Annotated in this window: 14 protein-coding genes; all 14 read right to left on the bottom strand. The window is 63.3% G+C overall.

The annotated features are described in order from the left end of the window. Positions 1-18: 18 nt before the first annotated feature. The 14 genes from tssM to tssB are packed head-to-tail and all read right to left on the bottom strand — an operon-like array spanning position 19 to position 18960. Positions 19-3504, bottom strand: a complete 3486-nt coding sequence (gene tssM / locus R2E40_RS09380) for a type VI secretion system membrane subunit TssM (protein WP_318165301.1) — start codon at positions 3502-3504, stop codon at positions 19-21. 41 nt (positions 3505-3545) lie between these two features. Next, the gene (gene tssA / locus R2E40_RS09375) at positions 3546-4991 is read right to left on the bottom strand and encodes a type VI secretion system protein TssA (RefSeq protein ID WP_318165300.1); all 1446 of its coding nucleotides are present in this window, start codon (positions 4989-4991) and stop codon (positions 3546-3548) included. Positions 4992-4999: 8 nt separating this feature from the next. Next, on the bottom strand, positions 5000-5605 hold the full coding sequence (gene vasI, locus R2E40_RS09370; protein ID WP_318165299.1) for a type VI secretion system-associated protein VasI: 606 nt from the start codon (positions 5603-5605) through the stop codon (positions 5000-5002). After that, on the bottom strand, positions 5605-7143 hold the full coding sequence (vasH, locus tag R2E40_RS09365; RefSeq protein WP_318165298.1) for a sigma-54-dependent transcriptional regulator VasH: 1539 nt from the start codon (positions 7141-7143) through the stop codon (positions 5605-5607). Before vasH ends, vasI begins: the two co-directional genes overlap by 1 nt. Positions 7144-7145: 2 nt before the next feature. Continuing rightward, positions 7146-9788: a type VI secretion system ATPase TssH gene (gene tssH / locus R2E40_RS09360; protein ID WP_318165297.1), complete on the bottom strand. Its 2643-nt coding sequence runs from the start codon at positions 9786-9788 to the stop codon at positions 7146-7148. A 20-nt stretch (positions 9789-9808) separates the two neighbouring features. Then, the gene (icmH, locus tag R2E40_RS09355) at positions 9809-10588 is read right to left on the bottom strand and encodes a type IVB secretion system protein IcmH/DotU (RefSeq protein ID WP_010634228.1); all 780 of its coding nucleotides are present in this window, start codon (positions 10586-10588) and stop codon (positions 9809-9811) included. A 22-nt stretch (positions 10589-10610) separates the two neighbouring features. Continuing rightward, complete coding sequence (gene tssK, locus R2E40_RS09350) at positions 10611-11945, bottom strand: type VI secretion system baseplate subunit TssK (protein ID WP_318165296.1); 1335 nt, start codon at positions 11943-11945, stop codon at positions 10611-10613. A 2-nt stretch (positions 11946-11947) separates the two neighbouring features. Beyond that, positions 11948-12463 (bottom strand): type VI secretion system lipoprotein TssJ, encoded by a 516-nt coding sequence (gene tssJ / locus R2E40_RS09345; RefSeq protein WP_318165295.1) that lies wholly within the window; start codon positions 12461-12463, stop codon positions 11948-11950. Beyond that, positions 12463-13713, bottom strand: coding sequence for a type VI secretion system-associated FHA domain protein TagH (gene tagH, locus R2E40_RS09340; RefSeq protein WP_106552307.1), 1251 nt, complete (start codon positions 13711-13713; stop codon positions 12463-12465). The genes tssJ and tagH overlap by 1 nt, the downstream gene beginning before the upstream one ends. A 56-nt stretch (positions 13714-13769) precedes the next feature. After that, the gene (gene tssG / locus R2E40_RS09335) at positions 13770-14768 is read right to left on the bottom strand and encodes a type VI secretion system baseplate subunit TssG (RefSeq protein WP_318165294.1); all 999 of its coding nucleotides are present in this window, start codon (positions 14766-14768) and stop codon (positions 13770-13772) included. After that, positions 14732-16498 carry a type VI secretion system baseplate subunit TssF gene (gene tssF / locus R2E40_RS09330; protein WP_011705715.1) on the bottom strand — a complete coding sequence of 589 codons (1767 nt, stop codon included), beginning with the start codon at positions 16496-16498 and terminating at the stop codon, positions 14732-14734. The genes tssG and tssF overlap by 37 nt, the downstream gene beginning before the upstream one ends. A 3-nt stretch (positions 16499-16501) precedes the next feature. Continuing rightward, positions 16502-16933 (bottom strand): type VI secretion system baseplate subunit TssE, encoded by a 432-nt coding sequence (tssE, locus tag R2E40_RS09325; RefSeq protein ID WP_065477881.1) that lies wholly within the window; start codon positions 16931-16933, stop codon positions 16502-16504. A gap of 6 nt (positions 16934-16939) precedes the next feature. Continuing rightward, positions 16940-18418, bottom strand: coding sequence for a type VI secretion system contractile sheath large subunit (gene tssC / locus R2E40_RS09320; RefSeq protein WP_005299978.1), 1479 nt, complete (start codon positions 18416-18418; stop codon positions 16940-16942). Positions 18419-18456: 38 nt separating this feature from the next. Then, positions 18457-18960 carry a type VI secretion system contractile sheath small subunit gene (tssB, locus tag R2E40_RS09315; RefSeq protein WP_005299975.1) on the bottom strand — a complete coding sequence of 168 codons (504 nt, stop codon included), beginning with the start codon at positions 18958-18960 and terminating at the stop codon, positions 18457-18459. Positions 18961-19243 lie beyond the last annotated feature (283 nt).

Genomic DNA, 19243 nt, shown 5'->3' with positions numbered 1-19243 from the left:
AGCGTGCCCCCGACGCGATCAATAGAGGGATTCGGGCAGTCTGAACTGGCTGAACAGGCCGCCGGTGAAGGGGTTTTGCGCGCTGTCGGTGTAGACGCGATAGGTCATGGCCCCCTGATCCACCGGGAAGCGCACATCGAAAGTGGCGTCATTGACCTGGGTCAGCTCCCCCTTGTCCATCAGGCGGAACATGGCCCAGGGGCCGACGAAGCCTTCGCTGCGCGGTGAACGCTCGCGGGCGGCCGGCACCAGGGTGATCTTGCTCTCGGCCCCGTCGCGCATGGTGTTGGGCCACACCAGCGGGATCTTGGTACGACGGCCGTGGGCGTATTCCAGCAGCTGGCCATCCAGGTTCAGCACGCTGCGCCGCTTGTTGGCGGTGAGTTCGATGGGCTCGAGGGCGAACTGCACCTCCAGGTTGCCCTGCTGGCTGAAGAAGATCTGACGGATGCGGGCCGCACGGTCCAGCTGCTTGACCAGCTCGGCCTGGATGGGCGAGCTGAACTCCCCTTCCATCAGGCCGCTCTCCACCATGGGCTTGAGGTTGACCTGATAGAAGCTGTCCAGCGTCCCATTGGGTGCGAAGAAGCGCTCCATCTCGGAGAGGGGCACGTCCTTGTTCGAGCTCGGATCAAACGGATAACGACCAGCCAGCTGGCTGTTGAAGGGGGCCAGCACCTTGTCCTGCCACTCCTGATTGAGGGAGGACATGGCCAGGTCAATCACCAGTCGCGAGCTCTGCTCGGAGAGTTGACCCACCCAGCGATCGAGCGGGGCCGGCAGACTGCGGGCATATTGCTGCAACGCGAACACCGGATCCGCGTACTTGTTGGTCATGCGCAGCTGCACCGCTTTCAAGGCGGACTGACCCGGTTCGGTGGCGTTGACGATGAGCTCCAGGTAGTGCTGCAGCTCCACCAGCTTCTGGTTGACCTCTTGAATGAGCGGTCCCTGCTCACCACGTCCAGCCAATACTCCATTAGTGGCCATAAAGGGGCGACCGATGCGGGCGCTGATGGCCTGGGCCGGGTCCCCTTCCACGTCGGAGATCTTGCGAATGCGGGTGTTGTCATCCAGCGAGGCCAGTACCCGCTGGAACGGCTGATCGTTGCCGGTGATGGCGGCGAGCACGTCCAGCGCCTGCTCCGGGCTCTCCAGGGTCTGCACGTCCAGGTTGGTCAGCAGTTTTTGCCACTGGTTGACGTAATCGGTGACGTAACGGTCGTTGACCTGACGGGTGATCTCCTTGCGATCCGCCTCGCTCAACTGACTCAGCTTGCGCTGGCCCAGTACCCAGGCATCCATCGCGGTGAGATCGATAAGCGCCTTGTCTTGCTTGAGGAAGAAGTCGTTGAAACCGGGCCAGGTGAGCAGGCGCGGCACCTGGCCGGCGTTGTCGCTGCGCAGGGCAAACACGGTGTCGAAAGTGGGGCCCACCTCGTCACGCACGTTGAGATCCGGCGGCAACACATCACCGGCCTTCACCACCAGATTCTGGTAGACCCGCTGATACATGGGCAGCTTGCCGAGCTCGCGCTGGGCACCGTAGACCGGCTCCTTGAACGGCACGAAGGCGGTGATGGCGGCCTGATCCCGCTCGGCCCTGGCGCCATACCAGTTGGTGTGATCGAGGGCATAGTCCAGGTGCCCCATCAGTTGCTCCTGCACCGCCCCCTGCCCTGGGAAGGCCTTCTGCCAGCGGCTCGCCATGTACTGCGCCACCAGCTCCTTGTTGCGACCGGACGCATCGTCCAGCATCCGCATCACCCGCAGGATGGCAAGCTTCTCCTCACTGCCGGCAGGCGCCTGGTTGAGATCGGCAAGCAACCCCTGCATCTGAGCCGGCAGGAAGCGCAGGCTCAACAGTTGCAGGTAGGAGCCCTCCACATAAGGACCGATCTCGTCCCCCTGATAGAGGCCGAGGTCGGCCACCAGAGGCATCCGCTCACGGTAGTTGCCAAAGGAGAGGGTCGCCTCGCGAATAAGATTGAGGCGCGGCAGCTGACTCACGCCGAAGGCGTGGGCGTCGGCCACCTCGTTGGTCTCCATGAAGGCCTGAGCCTTGGTCAATACGTTGCGGCCCGCCTCCTCGTTGACCCGGTAGAAGTAGTGCCAGCCACCGATGAGGGCGGCCGAGAAGAGCGACAGGCAGCTGAGGCCGATGGCCATGCGGCGCCGGCGATAGAGGGTATGCAGCCGGTTTTCACCCGCCAGATGGGCCTCCGGGAAGATGATGGAGGAGAACAGCTGGCGCACGAAATAGGTGTTGGACTCCCCACGCAGGGCCGAGTGGATGGGCTCTGGCAGGTTGTAGCGACGGGAGGCCGCCTGGGCAAACGCATCGAACGGCACCCCTTGCTGATAGACGGAGCTGACATAGACCCCGCGCACCAGCAGCGGCTTGCTCTCCTCGATGGCCAGGGTCTCGGCCAGCAGGCTGGTCACGTAATCCTTGAGGCCCGCCAGCTGGCGCACGAACGAGAACAGCGCGTTGCGCTGGGCGGCATCGAGCCGGCTCAGCATCAGTTCGGGCAGATTCTGGTTGAGGTTGTCCACCCACTGATCCCAGAACAGGGCCAGATCCTGTTGCCAGTCGGCACCCGGCTTGAAGGTCACCCCCAGCACGGCCTCACGGGCCTCCTTGTCGAGCTGCTGGTAGATCACGTCAAAGCCGCGCAGCAGATCGAGCTTGGTGAAGGTGACATAGAGCGGCAACCGGGTATTCATGGTGGCCGACACCTCCTGCAGGCGCGAGCGCATCAGCTGGGCATAGGCCTTGCGTTCGGCCACGCTGGCGTGGGAGAGCCAGGCCAGATCCACGGTCAGCACCAGGCCGTTGAGGGGCTGGCGACGACGGTGTTCATTGAGCCAGCCAAGCAGGTGCAGCCAGAGCCGCTCATGCTTGCGGGCCTGCAGATCCAATTCGGCCTCGCTTTGGGAGAGCAGCACCCCGGCGGGATCCAGCATCACCGCCTGTTCCCCCAGCCAGCAATCCACCAGCTGATCCTGTGCCACGTCGCGCAGTTCGGTATCGAGTCTCGGGTTGAGCTTGTTGGCCGGGTTGGCGCGGTGGATCAGGCTGCTCTTGCCGCTGCCGGGCAGCCCCAGCACCAGATACCAGGGCATGGCGTAGAGCGCCCCCTTGCCCAGATGGGTATTCAACGCCTGCAGCCAGCGATCGAGGAACAGCGCCTGCCTGTCGATGAGCCCCTTGACCGGGTCCTGCTCCAGCACCACCTCGTGCTGGCGCTCGGCCTTGAGCTGCTGCATCTTGCGCCACACTCGCCAGGAGACCACTCCCAGCAGCAACCAGAGCCAGAGCAGGGTGAACACCACCCGCCCCCACAGCGGCTCGAACGGTTTGGCGCCGCGCACCTCGAGACGAGGGCCCAGCCACCACACCAGGATGAGAGCCAGCACCCAGAGTACAGCACCGAGCAGGGGCCAGGAGGGTTTCAATTTCGGCAGCTGTTGCCGCAGAAAAGTAAAAATGGTTTTGAACATAAAATGTGATCCAACTCCGACTCAATGACTCATTTCGGCATTCATTTCGACAACGGCGCCGCCAGGCTCTCCAGGCGGTTGACCAGCCCGGGCTCCCAGTGCGACAACCCGAGGCGACTGGCCTCTTGCCACAAGTGTTGATAGTGCTGGCGCGCAAGCGCCTCCATGCCTTCCTGCGCCAACAGCTCCGCCTGCACCAGCAAGGCGTGGAAGCGATCTCTTGGCTCTTTCAACTGCGCAATCCGCTCATCGAGCAGGGCGAGCGCCGCCGCGACCCCCTGCTCGCCGTGGCGCTGGGCGACCTCCTCGGCCAGCCCTGCCTCGCCACTGCCCGCACTGCTCCCCTTGGCCGGTTGCAGCCAGCGGCTGCACTCGGGGGAGAGAAACGGCGTACCGTCGCTAAAGGCAAGCTCCCGCAGGGCCGGCAGGCGCTGCAGAAAAGTCCCGAGCTCCTCGGCGATCGCCTGGGCTACCGCCCCAAAGCCGAGCTTCTGGGCCACCTCGGCCGAGAGCCTGTGCCCTTCGAACCAGTAGGGCGCCAGAGTCAGACTCTGCTCGATGCGCTGCCAGAGCCCCTGATCGGGGGCGTTCATGGCAGCGCGGTACTCATCCACCATGTCTGCCGACATGGGCGCCAACGGGGTTTTATTGCCCGCCCCACTCATGGGAACCGCCGTGATCCCGGCCCAGACGGCGTGACGGCGCAGCCGATAGCCCACTGCAGCCTCCGGCTGACGCTCGATCAGGAGTTCCGCCACCTTGAGCTGGGTCTGGCGCCAAGCGCGATCGTTGGAACTGTCGACGTCGACGGCGGCACTGCCGCCACCGCCGCTGAGCACCATGGCGCCGGCGCTGCTGGCGGTCGACGCCACCGAGGCCGGGGAGCCCGCTGCCGCAGCGCCGCTGCTCTGGAGCTGCCCTGCCGCATTGGCCTCGGCCTGTGCCACCTGCTGGCGCTGGGCCCGCTTCAGACCCATCACCAGCGGGGCGAGCAGCTCCCCCTTGTCGGGACACTGCGCCAGCCAGACCCGCTCCAGCTGCTCGGCCTGGGCCAGCAGTTGGGCCAGCTCGGCCGCCGAAGCGCTCTCGCAAGCACGCGGCAGGGCCCCTTCGAAGCGCTTGACGATCTGCACCATCAGCCGCTGCTTCTGGCTGGCATTGCCGGGCCAGGCCAGCAACCAGTAAGCCTGGATCCAGGCCTCCAGCAGACTGATCGCCGCCCCCAGGGGAGTTGCCTTGGCCGGATGCTGCAGGCAGCGCAGCAGCTGGGCCAGCACCCGCATGTCCTTGGTGCGGCTCTCCAGCAAGCCGAGGCACGCCTCGGCCACCGCATTGAGATCCACCTGGCTGTGAGCGAGGGATCCCAGCTTGACCAGCTCGGTCTCCACATAGTCCCAGCGCGGCTCATCGGCCAGCACAGCGCCTCTTATCTGTTCATCCGGCAGGCTGGTGAGCAGGCGTGCACACCAGGGGTGTTGATAGCTCATCGCCCCTCCTACCAGCGGCACTGCTGACGCAGCGGTGCCAGCGCCTCTTTCAGGCCGCTCAAATCGACCCGCAAAAGGGCGCCGTTGTCGGCCCGCACCTGCAGCTCGCGATGGCCCTGCCAGCGCTTGAGCTCCTCGATGGCGGGCAGACCGCGGCCATATTCCAGCAACAACCCCTGATCCCGGATAAACCAGCTCTGGGAGCCGGCACTCGGTTGACCATCCAGCTCGACCTGCACTTTCTCGCCGCTCCAAGGCTGATCCAACCGCAGCCGGATATGGGTGATGCTGTCGACGCAGCCGATGGCCAGGGTCGCCCCACGCAGTGCCGGGCGAGTCAGGGTTTCACTGCCACGGCCGGCGTCGCTCTGCAGCAGGAAGGGGGCGCTCGCTGGCGTGCGGGCCTGCTCCTGGGCCCAGATGGCCTGCCAGGCCGCCGACTTGGGGGCTGCCCCCTCGGCGGCACTGGCCGCGCCATTGCCGATGGCGTCGTAGCAGGCGAGCCGTACCAGCGGCGAGGGCTCCTGCCGGCAGGCCTGCCAGCGCGCCATGTCCAGCGGGACCTCGGCCGCACTGGTGGCCAGCAGCAGCGGTAACAAGCCGAGGATGCTCATCAGTTCACCTCCAGTTTCTGGCACTTGTGATCCAGGGTGCGCTTGGGAATGTTGAGGCTCTCAGCCACCAGCATCCGATTGCCCTGGAAGTGGCGCAGCCGCGCCTCGATGACCGAGGCCTCGTACTGCTGCATGGCCCGGCGCAGATCGCGGATGTGGTTGTAGTCGTCCATGGTGCCGGGCAGCAGGGCGCTGACCCGCTCGCGCAGCTCCGGCGGCAGCGCCTCCAGCCCCACCTCCTCCCCGTGACGGGTATGGGCACAGGCCACCTCCAGCAGGTTGCGCAGCTCGCGCACGTTGCCGGGGAAGTCATAGGTCTGCAGCTGTTTCAAGAACTTGCGCTGCAGCCCCACCAGGGTCTTGCCATCCTGGGCGGCAAACTGGGCCATGAAGTGCTGGCACAGCAGCGGCACGTCATCCATGTGTTCGCGCAGGGGGGCGATCAGCAGCAGGCACTGGCAGAGGCGGTGGTAGAGGTCGGCCCGAAACTGCCCCTCCTCCACATGGCGGGTGAGCGGCTGATGGGTGGCGGCGATGAGGCGAAAATCGGAGTGATACTCCTGCTCGGCCCCGAGCGGCCGGTAACTGCGGGTTTCCAGCACCCGCAGCAGCTTGGCCTGCATGGCGGCGGGCATGTCACCCACCTCGTCCAGAAACAGGGTGCCGCCATTGGCCTGGGCCACCAGCCCGGTCTTGTTGGCAAGGGCGCCGGAGAAGGCCCCCTTCTGGTAACCGAACAGCTCGCTCTCGATGAGGTTCTCCGGGATGGCGGCGCAGTTGATGGCGACAAACGGCTTGTTGGCGCGATCGGAACACTGGTGCACCAGCCTAGCCACCACCTCCTTGCCGCTGCCGGTCTCCCCCTGGATCAGCACGGTCAGCTTGTGCTGGCCAGCCTGATTGATCTGCTCGCGCAGCCCGCGGATCACCGCCGACTGGCCGACCAGCTGATCGCCGAGCAGTTTCTCGTGCTGGCGCAGCCGCTCCCCCTCCCCCTTCATCTGGCGCAGGGAGTCGCGCAGTACCCCCTGATCCCGCCGGCTGCGACCGAGATCGCGAATGAGGGTGAGCTGGTTGCAAAAGACCTGGGAGAGCTGGGCCAGCTCGGGGCCGTCGGCCCAGGCCCGCAGCACCTCCCCTTCATCCATCAGGGCCAGCACGGCAAACGGCTTGCCGTTGCCATCCAGCAGCGGATACGCATGCAGCCCGCACTGCTGGCCAAGGTTGGCCAGCAGTGCGCGAAAACCGGCGTGCTCGATGCGGGCACCACCGTAGAGGGAGTCCCAGGTGCGGGACTGGGCCTTGTGCAGCACATAGGCAAGCGGGTGGGAAAAATCGTCCACCGCCAGCCCCAGCGCCACTTCCTTCCCCCTGACCCAGCCTTGGCACTCCAGCTGGCGGCCACTCACATCCAGCATGCCGAGCAGCAGCCCTCTGGGCTGGAAGCTGGCATGGACGGTCGAGCTCCACCAGTGGCACAGGTGCGGCTCATCGCGCTGGGCGGTGAGGGCCAGGGCAAATGCGAGGGCTTGCTCCATACTCAAGCCCCCACCTCGGCCACGAACTGGTGATCGGCCACGGAAAAGTGGACGCGCTTGATGGGTTCACCGGCCGAGAGGCGCTGTAGCAGCTGCAGGGAGACCGGCGGCAACAGGGCACCGTCGATGACGGATTCGAGCATGCGGGCACCGTTCTCGCTGCGATTGGCCCGCAGCAGGATCTCCTCGGCCACCTCGTCGTCCAGCACCACCTCGGCGCCGAAGCGCTCCTTGAGCAGCTTGACCAGCCGGTTGAGCTTGCCGCCCACGATCTGTACCAGGGTATCGTGGCCCAGCGGCAGATAGGGGATCACCTCCATGCGCGCCAGCAACGCCGGTTTGAAGAAAGCGGCGAGCTCCGGATAGAGGGCATCCAGCAGCACGTCAGGCTGCTCGGCATGATCGACGATGGTCTGGAAACCGAGGTTGGAGGTGAGGAAGAAGACCACGTTCTTGCAGTCGATGATGCGCCCTTCCCCGTCCGCCAGCTCGCCCTTGTCGAACGCCTGATAGAAGAGATTGAGCACGTCCGGGTGGGCCTTCTCCACCTCGTCCAGCAGCACCACGGAGTAAGGCTTCTGCCGAATCGCCTCGGTCAGCACGCCCCCTTCACCGAAACCGACGTAGCCGGGCGGCGAGCCGATCAGGCGCGAGACGGTGTGTTTCTCCTGATACTCGGACATGTTGATGGTGGTCAGATACTGGCGGCCACCGAACATCAGCTCGGCAATCTGCAGCACGGTTTCGGTCTTGCCGACCCCGCTCGGCCCCACCAGCAGGAAGGCGCCGAGCGGGCGGCCGGGACGACGCAGGTCGGCGCGAGCGGTCAGCAGGTGCTTGTGCAGGTGGGCCACCGCCACATCCTGCCCCTTGATAAGCTCGCCGAGGTACTCCGGCAAGCGGGTCACCACGTCCAGCTCCCCCTGGGAGATGCGATTGAGGGGCACCCCGGTCCACTCGGCGATGACGGCGGCAATCTGGGTCTTGTCGACGTGGGCGGAGACCAGCACTTCTCCTTGCTGCAGCTCGGCCAACTCGCGCTCGAGGGTGGCCAGCTGCTCGGCAGCGGCTTGCGGATCGAGCGGCGCATCGGCGAGATCCAGCGCCTCTCTGGCCAGCATCTCATCCTGCTGGTCGGCCAGCAGCGCCGCGCGCAGCTCGACAATCTGGTGTACCAACCCCTGCTGTTGCTGCCACCGGGCCTCCTGCTCGGTCAGTTCTTCACGGCAAGCCTGCTGGGCCCCCTGCAACTCGGCCAGGCGTTCTGCGTTGTCACCGAGACCGATCAGGCTCTGGCGCTCCAGCTGGCGGATCTCCAGCTCGCGCTGGCGCAGCGCATTTTGCAGGTGGCTGACCGCGCGCGGCGGGGTGGTGAGGTTGATGGCCACCCGGGCACAGGCGGTATCGAGCACGTCAATAGCCTTGTCCGGCAGCTGACGGCCGGAGATGTAACGGGCGGAGAGCTGGGCGGCCGCCTGCAGCGCCTCCTCGTCGATCAGCACCCCGTGGGCCTTCTCGTAGATGCTGCGCAGGCCGCGCAGGATCACGGTGGCCTCGTCGGCATTGGGTTCACCGACCTTCACCAGCTGGAAGCGGCGCGACAGGGCCGCGTCTTTTTCCACGTATTTCTTGTACTCGCCCCAGGTGGTGGCGGCGATGGTGCGCAGCTCGCCCCGGGCCAGCGCCGGCTTGATGAGGTTGGAAACATCCAGCCCGCCGGCCTGGTTGCCGGCCCCGATCAGGGTGTGCGCCTCGTCGATGAACAGGATGACCGGCTGCACGGCGTCCTTGACCTCCTGCATCACCCCCTTGAAGCGTTTCTCGAACTCCCCCTTGACCGAGGCGCCGGCCTGCATGGCACCGAGATCCAGGGTCATCAGCTCGACCCCGCGCAGCTTCTCGGGCACCTGACCCGCCACCATGCGCAGGGCCAGCCCCTCGATGAGGGCGCTCTTGCCGACACCGGCCTCCCCCACCACGATGGGGTTGTTCTTGCGACGACGGGAGAGGATGTCGATCATCAGGTCGATTTCGTGATCCCGGCAGAGCACGGGATCCAGGCTGCCCTGGCGGGCCTGTTCGGTCACGTTGACGGTAAAGCGGGCCAGCAGGCTGGCATCGGCCGGCAGAGCGGCCTGGGCCGTCTTGCCGCCGGGGGCGGTGGTCACTTGCGTCTCGGCAGACTCCTTGACCCACTCGTCGAACTGCTGGCGCAGCAGCTCGCGATTGACCTTGGCAAGCAGGCGGGTCACCGAGCCCGGCAGGTAGCGCTGCGGGGTCATCAGCAGCACCAGCAGCATGACGCCGCTGCGCAGCTGGGCATGTTGCAGCTCGGCGGAGGCGAGCAGCCAGCTGTCTTGCAGCCACTCCACCAGCATGGGCGAGAAGGAGGGGTAACCCTGGCCATAGCTGCCGTCGGCAGCGGAAGGTTGCAGCAGGGTCTTGAGCTCTTCCACCTCCACCTCGGCCACCTTCAGGATCTGGCGCACGTCGCTCAGCGGGGTCTCCAGCATCTTCAGCAGCAGATGCTCGATGCGGATCTCGGCTCCCTGGTGATTGACGCAGAGGGCCGCAGCCTCCTCCAGCATGTGACGGCAGATGGGGTTGAGTCTTTCCACCAGTACCGGTAGCTCTATACGAATCAAGGCGTGCTCTCCTTAAGTATTTATTTTAATAATTCGCCCAGTTGACGCAGCACGTCCTGGGTCTGGTTATTGAGTTGGTGGTGATAGAGGCCAAAGATCAGCGCCAGGATCAGCGCACCGCCCATGAACAGGCTGCGCAGGGATACCTGCTTGCGCAGCTGATAGCGGGAGGCCTGCTGGCCCAGATCGAGGTGAAACACGCTGGGCGCCTCGCCGCCGGCCTCGGGGGCCAACTGCTTGTGCAGCTGGCGCACGATGCGCTCGAACTCGCCTTGTCCCTTGCTCATCACCTTGTAACGCCCCTCGAAACCGAGGCACAGACAGAGGTAGATGAACTCCAGAATGTCGCGATAACGCACCGGGTCTTCCTGCAGACGGGCCAGCAGCACGAACACCTTCTCGCCGCCCCAGGTCTCGTTGTGAAAGCGGGTCAGCAGGGAGTGCTCGGACCATTCGCTTTGACTGCCCCAGTCGCGGCCCATCACGGCCTCGTCGATGAAGGTGCAGAGGATGTAGCGAAACGACAGCACCACCCCGTTCTCGTAGCCCTGAGCCATCAGCTCCTGTTCGATGGCCTGGATCTCGGTCACCACCCGCTGGTAGAGCTCGGGCACCCGGTCGTAGCGCGACAGCAGGCGCACCCGCTGCACCAATCCCAGCAAGGGGGTCACCGCATCGATCATCGGGTTGATGCTCTGGCCACGCAGGCGGAACCAGTAGTCCGAATCCATGTCCAGCTGCTCGGCATGATCGAACAGCAGGTCGCTGAGTTGCTCGTTCTTGATAATGTCCGTGGTCATCTCTGCTTATTCCTTGGTGCGATCACTGGCTGCGAATGGCCCAGAGCTGCATGTCGAGCTCGGGGAAGTCGCCGGCGATGTGGAAGGCGAGGGTGTTGCCCACCGCCAGCATCTTCCAGGCCGGGCTCTGCCGGTCGAGCTGGAAGTAGCTGTAACCGGCGTGATAGGGCAGCTGGCGCGGCGCCACCGGCAGCGGCAGCAGCGGAATGCCGGGCAGCTGCAGGCTGATAAGCTCGCGGATCTTGTCGCTGGAGGCCACCTTGGTCTGCTGGAGCAACTGCTTGCGCAGCTGCTCCTGCGGCATGCGAGCACGCACCGCCAGCACGAAGTCGGCGCTGGTCATCAGCTCGCTCTCGTTGACCATGGCCACCATGATGCCGTACTGGTGCTTGCGCAGCTGGATGGAGACGGCGCGCGGCGACAGCACTGTGCTGAGCGCCTGGCGCAGGGCCAGCATCACCGGCTCGAAGCTCACCTGCTGATCGTCGTGGCGATAGGCGGGGAACTCGGGCGGCAGGCGGGACTCGTCGGTAAAGGTCATCAGCTCGCCGCAGAGCTGCACCAGCGCCTCGTGCAGCCGCTCGGGGTGCAGGGTGCCAAGGCGCGCCAGATGGGAGAGCTGGGGCTGGGCCCGGTTGAGCAGTTGCAGCATCATGAACTCGGCCACGTCGGCCACCCCCTGCTGACCCGGCGCGGCGATGCGCTGGGAGAGACTGCGGGCCCGCTCGGCGACCAACCCGGCCGACTCGCCGAGGAAGCGCTTGAGGGTCGGGATGGCGGAGACGCTGATGCTGCAGGGCATAAAGTTGGGATCCAGCACCAGGCCGCCGTCCGGACGCTTGTCCAGAATGCGGGCGATGGCCAATGATGCATAAGCACTGCGATCCTCGCGCTCCAGCATCAGCCGCAGGCTGACCCGCCCCACTTCAAGGGAGACCACGTCCCCCCCTTCGCTGTGCAGATCGCGCACGTCGTGGCGATGGGCCTGCAACCGGGTGGCCACCTGGCCGCCCTGATTGACCTCGTTGACGCCGCTCACCGAGAGCGGCAGCGCCAGATAGACCTTCTGGTTGGCCACCGAGGCATCGGTGACTTCCAGCGGGGTCGGCAGCACATCGTCATTGGGGATGTTGAACACGGTACCGTCCGGCAGGATGCCGGTGGCCCCCACCAGGGCGATGCGACCAAAACCCAGGTAATCCTCGTTGATGGCGAGCGACTGCAAGCCATAGAAATAATCGGACAGCGCGCTCAGGCGAGCGTGCAGCGCGTAATCCGAATGTCTTTGTTGTTGCTGGAAGTGCTGGGGCTTGATGAACAGCCCCTCACGCCAGATAACCCGATTTCGACTCGACATGGTTATTCTTCTTCTTTTTGCAGTTCCACTTCATCCAGGCGCAGGTGCACCAGGATTTGATAAGCCGTTCCCTTGCTCTTGATCTTGATGACCTTGCGCCACTCGGCGCTGTCGGGGTCGGCGTAGCGTGCGATCACCCCGATGTAACGGGTCTTCTCGTCGAGCTTGATGGGGGGCAGGTATTTGAACTGGCCCGGCAGCAGGGTGTAGTCCTGATGATCCAGGTAGTTCTTGCCAAGGGCCTTCTCCACGTCCACGGTCACCTGGTCGTAGTCGGTGGCAAGCAACTTGGAATCCTCCGCCAGCAACACCACCTGAAACTCGATGGGCGCCGCCTCCCCGCTCTCGTTGGGGTTGACGTCAGGCTCCGCCAGCAGGCTCAGCCCCAGGGTCGTCGGTTGACTGTCATTGCTGCCCACCTGGATATCCGGGTTCATGGCCACGTCGGCCATCTTGCCCATGGTGGTACAACCTGCCAGGGCCAGCAGCGCGGCGCCCAGCATCAGCGCACGTATCATCAAATCAGTCCCTGTTGCTGACGCACGGCCTGGTCATAGGCCTGGGCATACACCTGGTGGAACAGCTTGTCGAACCCCTGCTGACGGGCGGAGGTGAGCTCGCGGTAGTAGTGCTGATACATGTCCCAGGCCCAGCCTTCGTCGGCCGTGCCCGGTGCACCGCTGCGGCGGTATTGCTCGAACCGACCCAGCAGGGCCTGCGGCGAAAACGCCTGCAGGATGCTGTCGAGCGCCGCGCCGATGGCCTGCTGATTCGCCACGTGATGGATGCGCACGTTGTGCAGGCTCTCGGCCACCGCCGCCGGCGCGCTCAGGTGGACCGGGCTCTTCTGCTCGGCAAACAGCACCGCCAGGGTCTCGTCATAATCGAGGCCCAGGCGCAGCGGGTTGTCCTCGATGGGGCGCAGGTGCTTGTCCGCCAGCGCGGCCTGTTCGTTTTGCAGCTGCAGCAACCCCTCCACCATGGCTCGCACCGTCTTGCCCATCTCTTCGAGCATGTCGTGGGCCTGCTGGGTGTCCTGCAGTTGCAAGGGTTGACCCAGGCCGCGCATCAGCGGGGTCAGGGCCACGTGATCGACGCCGTCCAGCGACAGCTGATAATCGGGGTGGTTCTCGATGGCGGGCATATCCAGAAATTCTTGGTTCATGGTGTTCTCGACAGCAGAAAAAGGGGCAAGAGGGGGAACGTCCACATCCGGTTGTGAACGCAATGAGGCCTGCAGACGACCGTCCGCCAACGGGCCATCCATCAACGGATTGGGCGCCCTGCGCTCCTGCTGCAATGCCAGCAAGGGATCGGCCGCCAGGGTGCGCGGATCGTCTGCGGGCGCAGCGGGCTCATCGCTGGTCAGCCACTCGTCGAGCTGCTCGGTGGGGCGATTGCCCAGCACCTGTTGCAGGCTCTGCTCGGGGGTGATGGCCCCCAGATAGGCGCGCAGCCGGAACGGGCCGACCACGAGCTCGTCCCCCTGTTCCAGATGCACCTTGCGGGCCCGCCCAATGGGCGAAGTGGCCCCGTTGATATAGGTCTGGCCGCTCAGATCGCACAGGCAGAAGCGACCGTCGTTGAGCTCGATGCGGGCGTGGGCGGGCATGACGGCCCCCAGCCTGTCGCGCAGTTGCCAGTCATCCTGTTCGGAGGCCCCCAGGGTCCCCCCCATCTCGTCGAAGCGGTACTGCACCTGCTGGCTGCCGTCGAGCTGTTCGCTGTTGAGCACCACCAGGGAAAGTTGCTGGTTAAAATCGTCCACAGTTACTCCTGCACTGATTCCTGTAGTTAAATTTTCTGCGCTGCTGATGTCTGCACTTATTCCTGCACGCAGATGGTCACGAACGGGTCGCTCGGCGGCTGGCCGAGAAAGGTACTCCACCCCAGGCGGGCACTCTGCTCTTCCCCCAACCTCAGCCCCCTCGCCTGCTCCTGGCCGAAACCCAGGCGCAGATCCCAGGCCAGTTGATCGCGCAGGATGAAGGAGACAAAGGTCACCAGGGCGTGAAAGTGCTCCCCGTTCGGCAGAAAGCCGAGAAACTGGCCAAAGCTCAGGTTGTTGATCTTCAACAAGAACTTGCCGGCACAGTCGTTCACCTTGTCGCCGATGACAAAATCGCTCCCCAACGTGGCGCAAGCGCCGCCGAGGCGGTTTTGCTGATCCTGATGAATAGGCACCTTGCGCCACTGCCAGGCGCTCACCTGCACGTCGGCCAGATCGAAGCAGTGGGCCACCAGCCCCGCCACCACCTCGGGGGAGCGGCTGGGACTGGCCAGCATGCCCGCATAGGAGAGCATCTTGGCCCGGTTGACCGGCAGGCTCTGACAGACTGCCTCATTACCAAGCCCTACCAGGGCAAACATCAGGCGGGAGAAGCCATCCTCGCCGTTGTCCTGGAACCGCACGTGGTAGCGATACTTGCGCCAGATCCGGTGCAGCAGGGTCAGCAGACGGTGGTGGAAAAAGTCCAGGAACAGGCCGAGCTTCTGCACCCCCTGGGCGTACTCCCACGCCAGCGAATCGAGGTAATAGCCGGGCATCGGCGACTGACTGCCGTGCAGGCCGAGGAAGGCCACCTCCAGCTCGTGGCGCCCCTGCCCGTCCCGACCAATCTGCAGCACGTCGCTAGTGGGGAACCCCAAGGAAGCGGTCGCCTTGAAGCGGATGTTCTCGTCACCGGGCAGGTAGTCGAGCCCCCGCTCCTGATCGGCACCATCCAGCCGGTTGAGCAGCTCAACAAGCTGGAAAAAGTTGAAACGGGGCGCCTCCCGGGCGGCGTTCACATCAGGGAGTGCTGACCGATCTGGACTGGCCATTGGTAGCGCTCCTTGTTGTCGAGATTGACCACCTCAAGCAGGTGGAAGGCGTTGACGCTGGCATAGAGCGAGAAGAAATGGGCCAGCACGGTACTAAACAGATAGAGCTCCCCTTCGCTGCCAAAGGCGGACTGGCGGATGGAGAGCACCGACTTGAGCCCCCGCACCGGCATGCCGCGCACCAGCCGATCCACCGGCTTGGTCTCTATCTCCTCGATCCCCGCCAGCCGCTTGCGCGAGGCCTGCTCGGCCTGCTTGTCGTGCAGCGCCGGAAAATCGTAGGTGCGCAGCACCTGCACCAAGGCATCGCGGCGCAGCAGGGAGACATAGTTGAGCGACAGGTTGGATATCAGCGTCCAGTGCAGACTGCCGTCCAGTGCCGGGCGCAGCGGCCGGGTCGGCCGGATCAGGTTGCGGAAGGTGGCAAACGAGGGCGAGCTGCCGGTCGGCACGCAGACGCTGCCCACCTTGAGACGGGCGGCACGGGAGCGGTTGGTGCAGGTGAGCGTCACCGAGATGGATTCATCCAGTTCGACCGTGGTGGTTTCATCCCCGCGCACGAACGAGAGACTGTGTTCGAAACCATCCCCGCTCACCGCCTCCTTGACCCGCACCCGGTAGTAGAGCGCCAGCCGCTGCTTGGCCCGCTCAATCTGGTGCTGGAAGCTCTCGAACGGCTGATAGATGCGCGGCGTACCGCGGGAGCGGCCGAGGTTCCCCTCGACCCAGCCCTCCACCTGATCCACCGAGAAGATCTCGAAGCTGTCGGCATGGCGATAACTCGCCTTGAGGGGATACTCCGCCTGACGACCGTTGAGGTTGACCGGCTCGCTGTCGTGCTGGAACAGGTTGATGGCCGGTACGCAGTTGAGCATGAAGGAGTCGGGACGGATCTTGAGCTCCGCCGGCAGCGGCCGATCGAAGCAGAAGTGCACCTTGAATTCGCTCACCGGCAGCGGCTGTTTGGGCCACTCGCCACCGGAGAGTTCGAAGAAGAGGAAGCTTTCCGGGAAGCAGAAGTACTCCTGCAAGATCCGGTAGCCGGAATAGACGTTGTTCGGATAGGGCAAGAGTGCGTCATCGCGCTCGAAGCCGACCGACTTGAGGGCCTTGGCCTCTTGGCGAAAGCGCTTGCCGTCGATCTCCAGCTCGATATGGGAGAGCTGGTTGGAGAGCCAGAAGTAGAGCTCATAGGCGGTGTAGCTGTCGCCACCAAGGAAAAAGCGCAGCTTGTCTAGTTGCAGCTCGCTGAGCGGCAAAGGGGCATGCAGGGCGATATCCAGCGAGATGGTGGAGAGATCGTTGCCGCTCTGGGCAGCGATATGACGGATATCGGCCGGATAGACCCAGGTATCGTGACAGGTCTGGAAATGACAGGTCACCTCGTCCAGGGGCAGACTGTCGAGCTGACAACCTTGCCTGACCAGCGCCGGCTGGGCGATAGCCCCCGGAATGACCGAAAACTGCATGATGGTCATGCTGGGCACGGGACGCAGGTAGTTGGGCCAGAGCATGTTGAGCAGACCGTGAGTCAGCTCGGGAAACTCATCCTCAATCTTGGCGCGCAGGTTGCCCGTGAGGAAGGCGAACCCCTCCAGCAGGCGCTCCACGTCCGGATCGGTGTTCTGCTCCGACAGAAAGCGGGTGAGCTCGGGATAGGCGTCAGCAAATTCGCGCCCTTGCAGGCGCAAAAATGCCAGTTCATCCCTGAAGTAATGTTCCAGCGACATTGATCAGACCATGCGGTAGTGACGGTGACTGTCCATATGGACGTTGAACGAGGTAACTTGCTCGATATGCTCCAGCCGCACGTGGGCCGTCACCTGAAACGACATCTCAAGCGGGCTCGCCTGATAGTCGGGTGAACGTACATCCACATGCACGATCCGCGGTTCATAACGACGGATGCATTGCCGGATCGCCTCCCGGATCCGCCCCTTGATATCCGCACTGCCCTGAGTGGCGTCATTGAGATCAATGACCCCCAGATCGGGTGCACTGCGGCAATTGCCGGGACGGGTGTTGAGGATCTGGTCGAGCTGCCGTTTGACAGAGTCGACCAGTTCATCAACTTCCGAACGAGGGGAGGAGCCAAGCCCCTCCCCCCGGATGCGATCAAACAGGCTGGCCGCATTTCCTCTATCCCAGGAAGAGAGATGCGGCATCGGGCCTTATTCCTTGTCCAGTCGACCTACCAGAGAGAGCTCGAAGCTCGCCCCCATGTACTTGAAGTGCGGGCGCACGGCCATGGCAACCTGGTACCAGCCCGGCTCCCCTTCCACATCCAGCACCTTGATCTGCGCGGCGCGCAGCGGACGACGGCTACGTACGTCTGCCGGCGGATTCTCCTGATCGGCAACGTACTGCTTGATCCAGCCATTCAGCTCGCGTTCCAGATCCTGACGCTCCTTCCAGGAGCCGATCTGCTCGCGCTGCAGCACTTTGATGTAGTGCGCCAAGCGGTTGATGATGAACATGTAGGGCAGCTGGGTACCCAGCTTGTAGTTGGTTTCCGCTTCTTTGCCTTCCTTGGTGTTCGGGAACACCTTGGGTTTTTGTACCGAGTTGGCGGAGAAGAAGGCGGCGTTGTCGCTGTCCTTGCGCATGGTCAGGGTGATGAAACCCTCTTCCGACAGCTCGTATTCGCGACGGTCGGTGATCAGCACCTCGGTCGGGATCTTCGCCTGCAGCTGACCCATGGCCTCGTAGACGTGCACCGGCAGGTCATGGATGGCACCACCGCTCTGCGGACCGATGATGTTCGGGCACCAGCGATACTTGGCGAAACTGTCGGTCAGGGAAGTCCCCATCAGGTAGGCGGTGTTGCCCCACAGATAGTGGTCGTGATCCGAGCTGATATCTTCCTGATAGTTGAAACCCTTGATGGGGTTTTCGGTCGGATCGTAGGGCAGACGCGCCAGGAAGCGCGGTGCAGTCAGACCAAGATAACGGGCATCTTCCGATTCACGCAGGGAACGCCACTTGGTGTAGGCCGGCCCTTCGAATACCGATTTCAGATCCTTGATGGAAGGCAGATCGGTAAAGCTGTCGACGCCGAAGAAGGCTGGTGCGACGGAAGAGATAAACGGCGCATGGGCCATGGCACCCACCGCACTGACATACTGCATCAGCTTGATGTCGGGTGAGCTGTGAGTGAAGGCGTAATCACCGATCACGGCACCGACGGGCTGGCCACCGAACTGACCGTAGCCAGTTGAGTAGACATGCTTGTAGAGACCGGACTGGGTGATTTCGGGTGAGAACTCAAAATCTTCCAGCAGCTCTTCCTTGGTGGCATGCAACACCTGGATCTTGATGTTCTCGCGAAAATCGGTGCGATCCACCAGCAGTTTGAGGGAGCGCCAGGAGGACTCCATCTCCTGCAGCTCTTTGGCGTGCAGGATGACGTCCATCTGCTTGCTGAGCTTCTTGTCGAGCTCAACAATCATGCTGTCCACCAATGCCTTGTTGACTGGCTCGCTGGTGGTACCACTGTCCAAAATGTTGGCGATCAGTGCTGCAACCCCCTGCTTGGCAACGCTGTAACCTTCATCCACCGGGGTAATACGAGCCTGCGCCATGATTTCGTCCAGCAAGGACGAGGAGGCGGCACTCGCCCCCGCTTGAACCTGTTCTTCGACCAAAGACATGTTTATTCCTTTCTCGTTCAGTCAATCCAACCCGGCGATCACTCGGCAGGCTTAATCAAATCCAGCTCCTTGAGCAACTGCTCACGAGCGTCATCACTGGACAGCAGATCCTGCAAACGATTGCGGAAGGCGGGGATATTACCCAGTGGCCCCTTCAGGGCAACCAAGGCCTCGCGCAGTTCCAGCAGCTTGCGCAGCTCGGGCACTTGCTGCGCCACGCTGTCAGGGGTGAAGTCTTCCAGAGACTGGATCTTGATCGAAACCGGCAGCTCATCCTGGCTATTCTCTTCCAGACGATTGGGAACGGAAAACTTCAGTTCCAGCGCGGATTCTTTCATGACAGACGAGAAGTTATTCTTGTCGATGGAGACGGTCTGACGCTCCTCGATCGGAGTGTCTTCAGTACGGCCCTTCATATTGCCGACCACCATCATGGTCAACGGAAGCTCTATTTCCGCCTGCTGACCACCGGTTGCCGGTACATATTTGATGTTGATACGTTCTTTGGGCGCAACAGTGCCGCCGTCAATTCCTTTTCCCATGCTCTAAATACCAAGTTAAGGGTCAACCAAGACCCTAAAGCTTATAGCCAACGCCCTTGCCAACAACTGTCAAAAATGACAGTTGACTGAACCACCGATGGATTCAGTGAGAAGTTCATCAGCTGACGATGCGTCTCCGATATACAAAAGCAAAAGCTCTAATAATCAAAAACGCAGTATGCATCTTGTTATCTATACAATCCGATTTTGCCTCTACTCTTTGTTAGAGGTCATATTGGCCTAAGAGCCATTTGCGCCGCATGGTATATGCGTGTAACACCGA

The sequence above is a fragment of the Aeromonas sp. CD genome, from assembly GCF_033349375.1.
In the GTDB taxonomy this organism is placed as follows: Bacteria; Pseudomonadota; Gammaproteobacteria; order Enterobacterales; family Aeromonadaceae; genus Aeromonas; species Aeromonas hydrophila.
The sequence above is the reverse complement of the archived record's forward strand: the minus strand, read 5'-3'. Positions and strand labels throughout refer to the sequence as shown.

What these genes read in the sequence shown, in the direction of transcription:
- vasH (WP_318165298.1), bottom strand. Translation starts at nt 7,143, where the DNA reads ATGGAGCAAGCCCTCGCATTTGCCCTGGCCCTCACCGCCCAGCGCGAT.
- tssE (WP_065477881.1), bottom strand. Translation starts at nt 16,933, where the DNA reads ATGCCGCATCTCTCTTCCTGGGATAGAGGAAATGCGGCCAGCCTGTTT.
- tssB (WP_005299975.1), bottom strand. Translation starts at nt 18,960, where the DNA reads ATGGGAAAAGGAATTGACGGCGGCACTGTTGCGCCCAAAGAACGTATC.
- tssJ (WP_318165295.1), bottom strand. Translation starts at nt 12,463, where the DNA reads ATGATACGTGCGCTGATGCTGGGCGCCGCGCTGCTGGCCCTGGCAGGT.
- tssA (WP_318165300.1), bottom strand. Translation starts at nt 4,991, where the DNA reads ATGAGCTATCAACACCCCTGGTGTGCACGCCTGCTCACCAGCCTGCCG.
- tssK (WP_318165296.1), bottom strand. Translation starts at nt 11,945, where the DNA reads ATGTCGAGTCGAAATCGGGTTATCTGGCGTGAGGGGCTGTTCATCAAG.
- tssF (WP_011705715.1), bottom strand. Translation starts at nt 16,498, where the DNA reads ATGTCGCTGGAACATTACTTCAGGGATGAACTGGCATTTTTGCGCCTG.
- tssC (WP_005299978.1), bottom strand. Translation starts at nt 18,418, where the DNA reads ATGTCTTTGGTCGAAGAACAGGTTCAAGCGGGGGCGAGTGCCGCCTCC.
- icmH (WP_010634228.1), bottom strand. Translation starts at nt 10,588, where the DNA reads ATGACCACGGACATTATCAAGAACGAGCAACTCAGCGACCTGCTGTTC.
- tssM (WP_318165301.1), bottom strand. Translation starts at nt 3,504, where the DNA reads ATGTTCAAAACCATTTTTACTTTTCTGCGGCAACAGCTGCCGAAATTG.
- tssG (WP_318165294.1), bottom strand. Translation starts at nt 14,768, where the DNA reads ATGGCCAGTCCAGATCGGTCAGCACTCCCTGATGTGAACGCCGCCCGG.
- vasI (WP_318165299.1), bottom strand. Translation starts at nt 5,605, where the DNA reads ATGAGCATCCTCGGCTTGTTACCGCTGCTGCTGGCCACCAGTGCGGCC.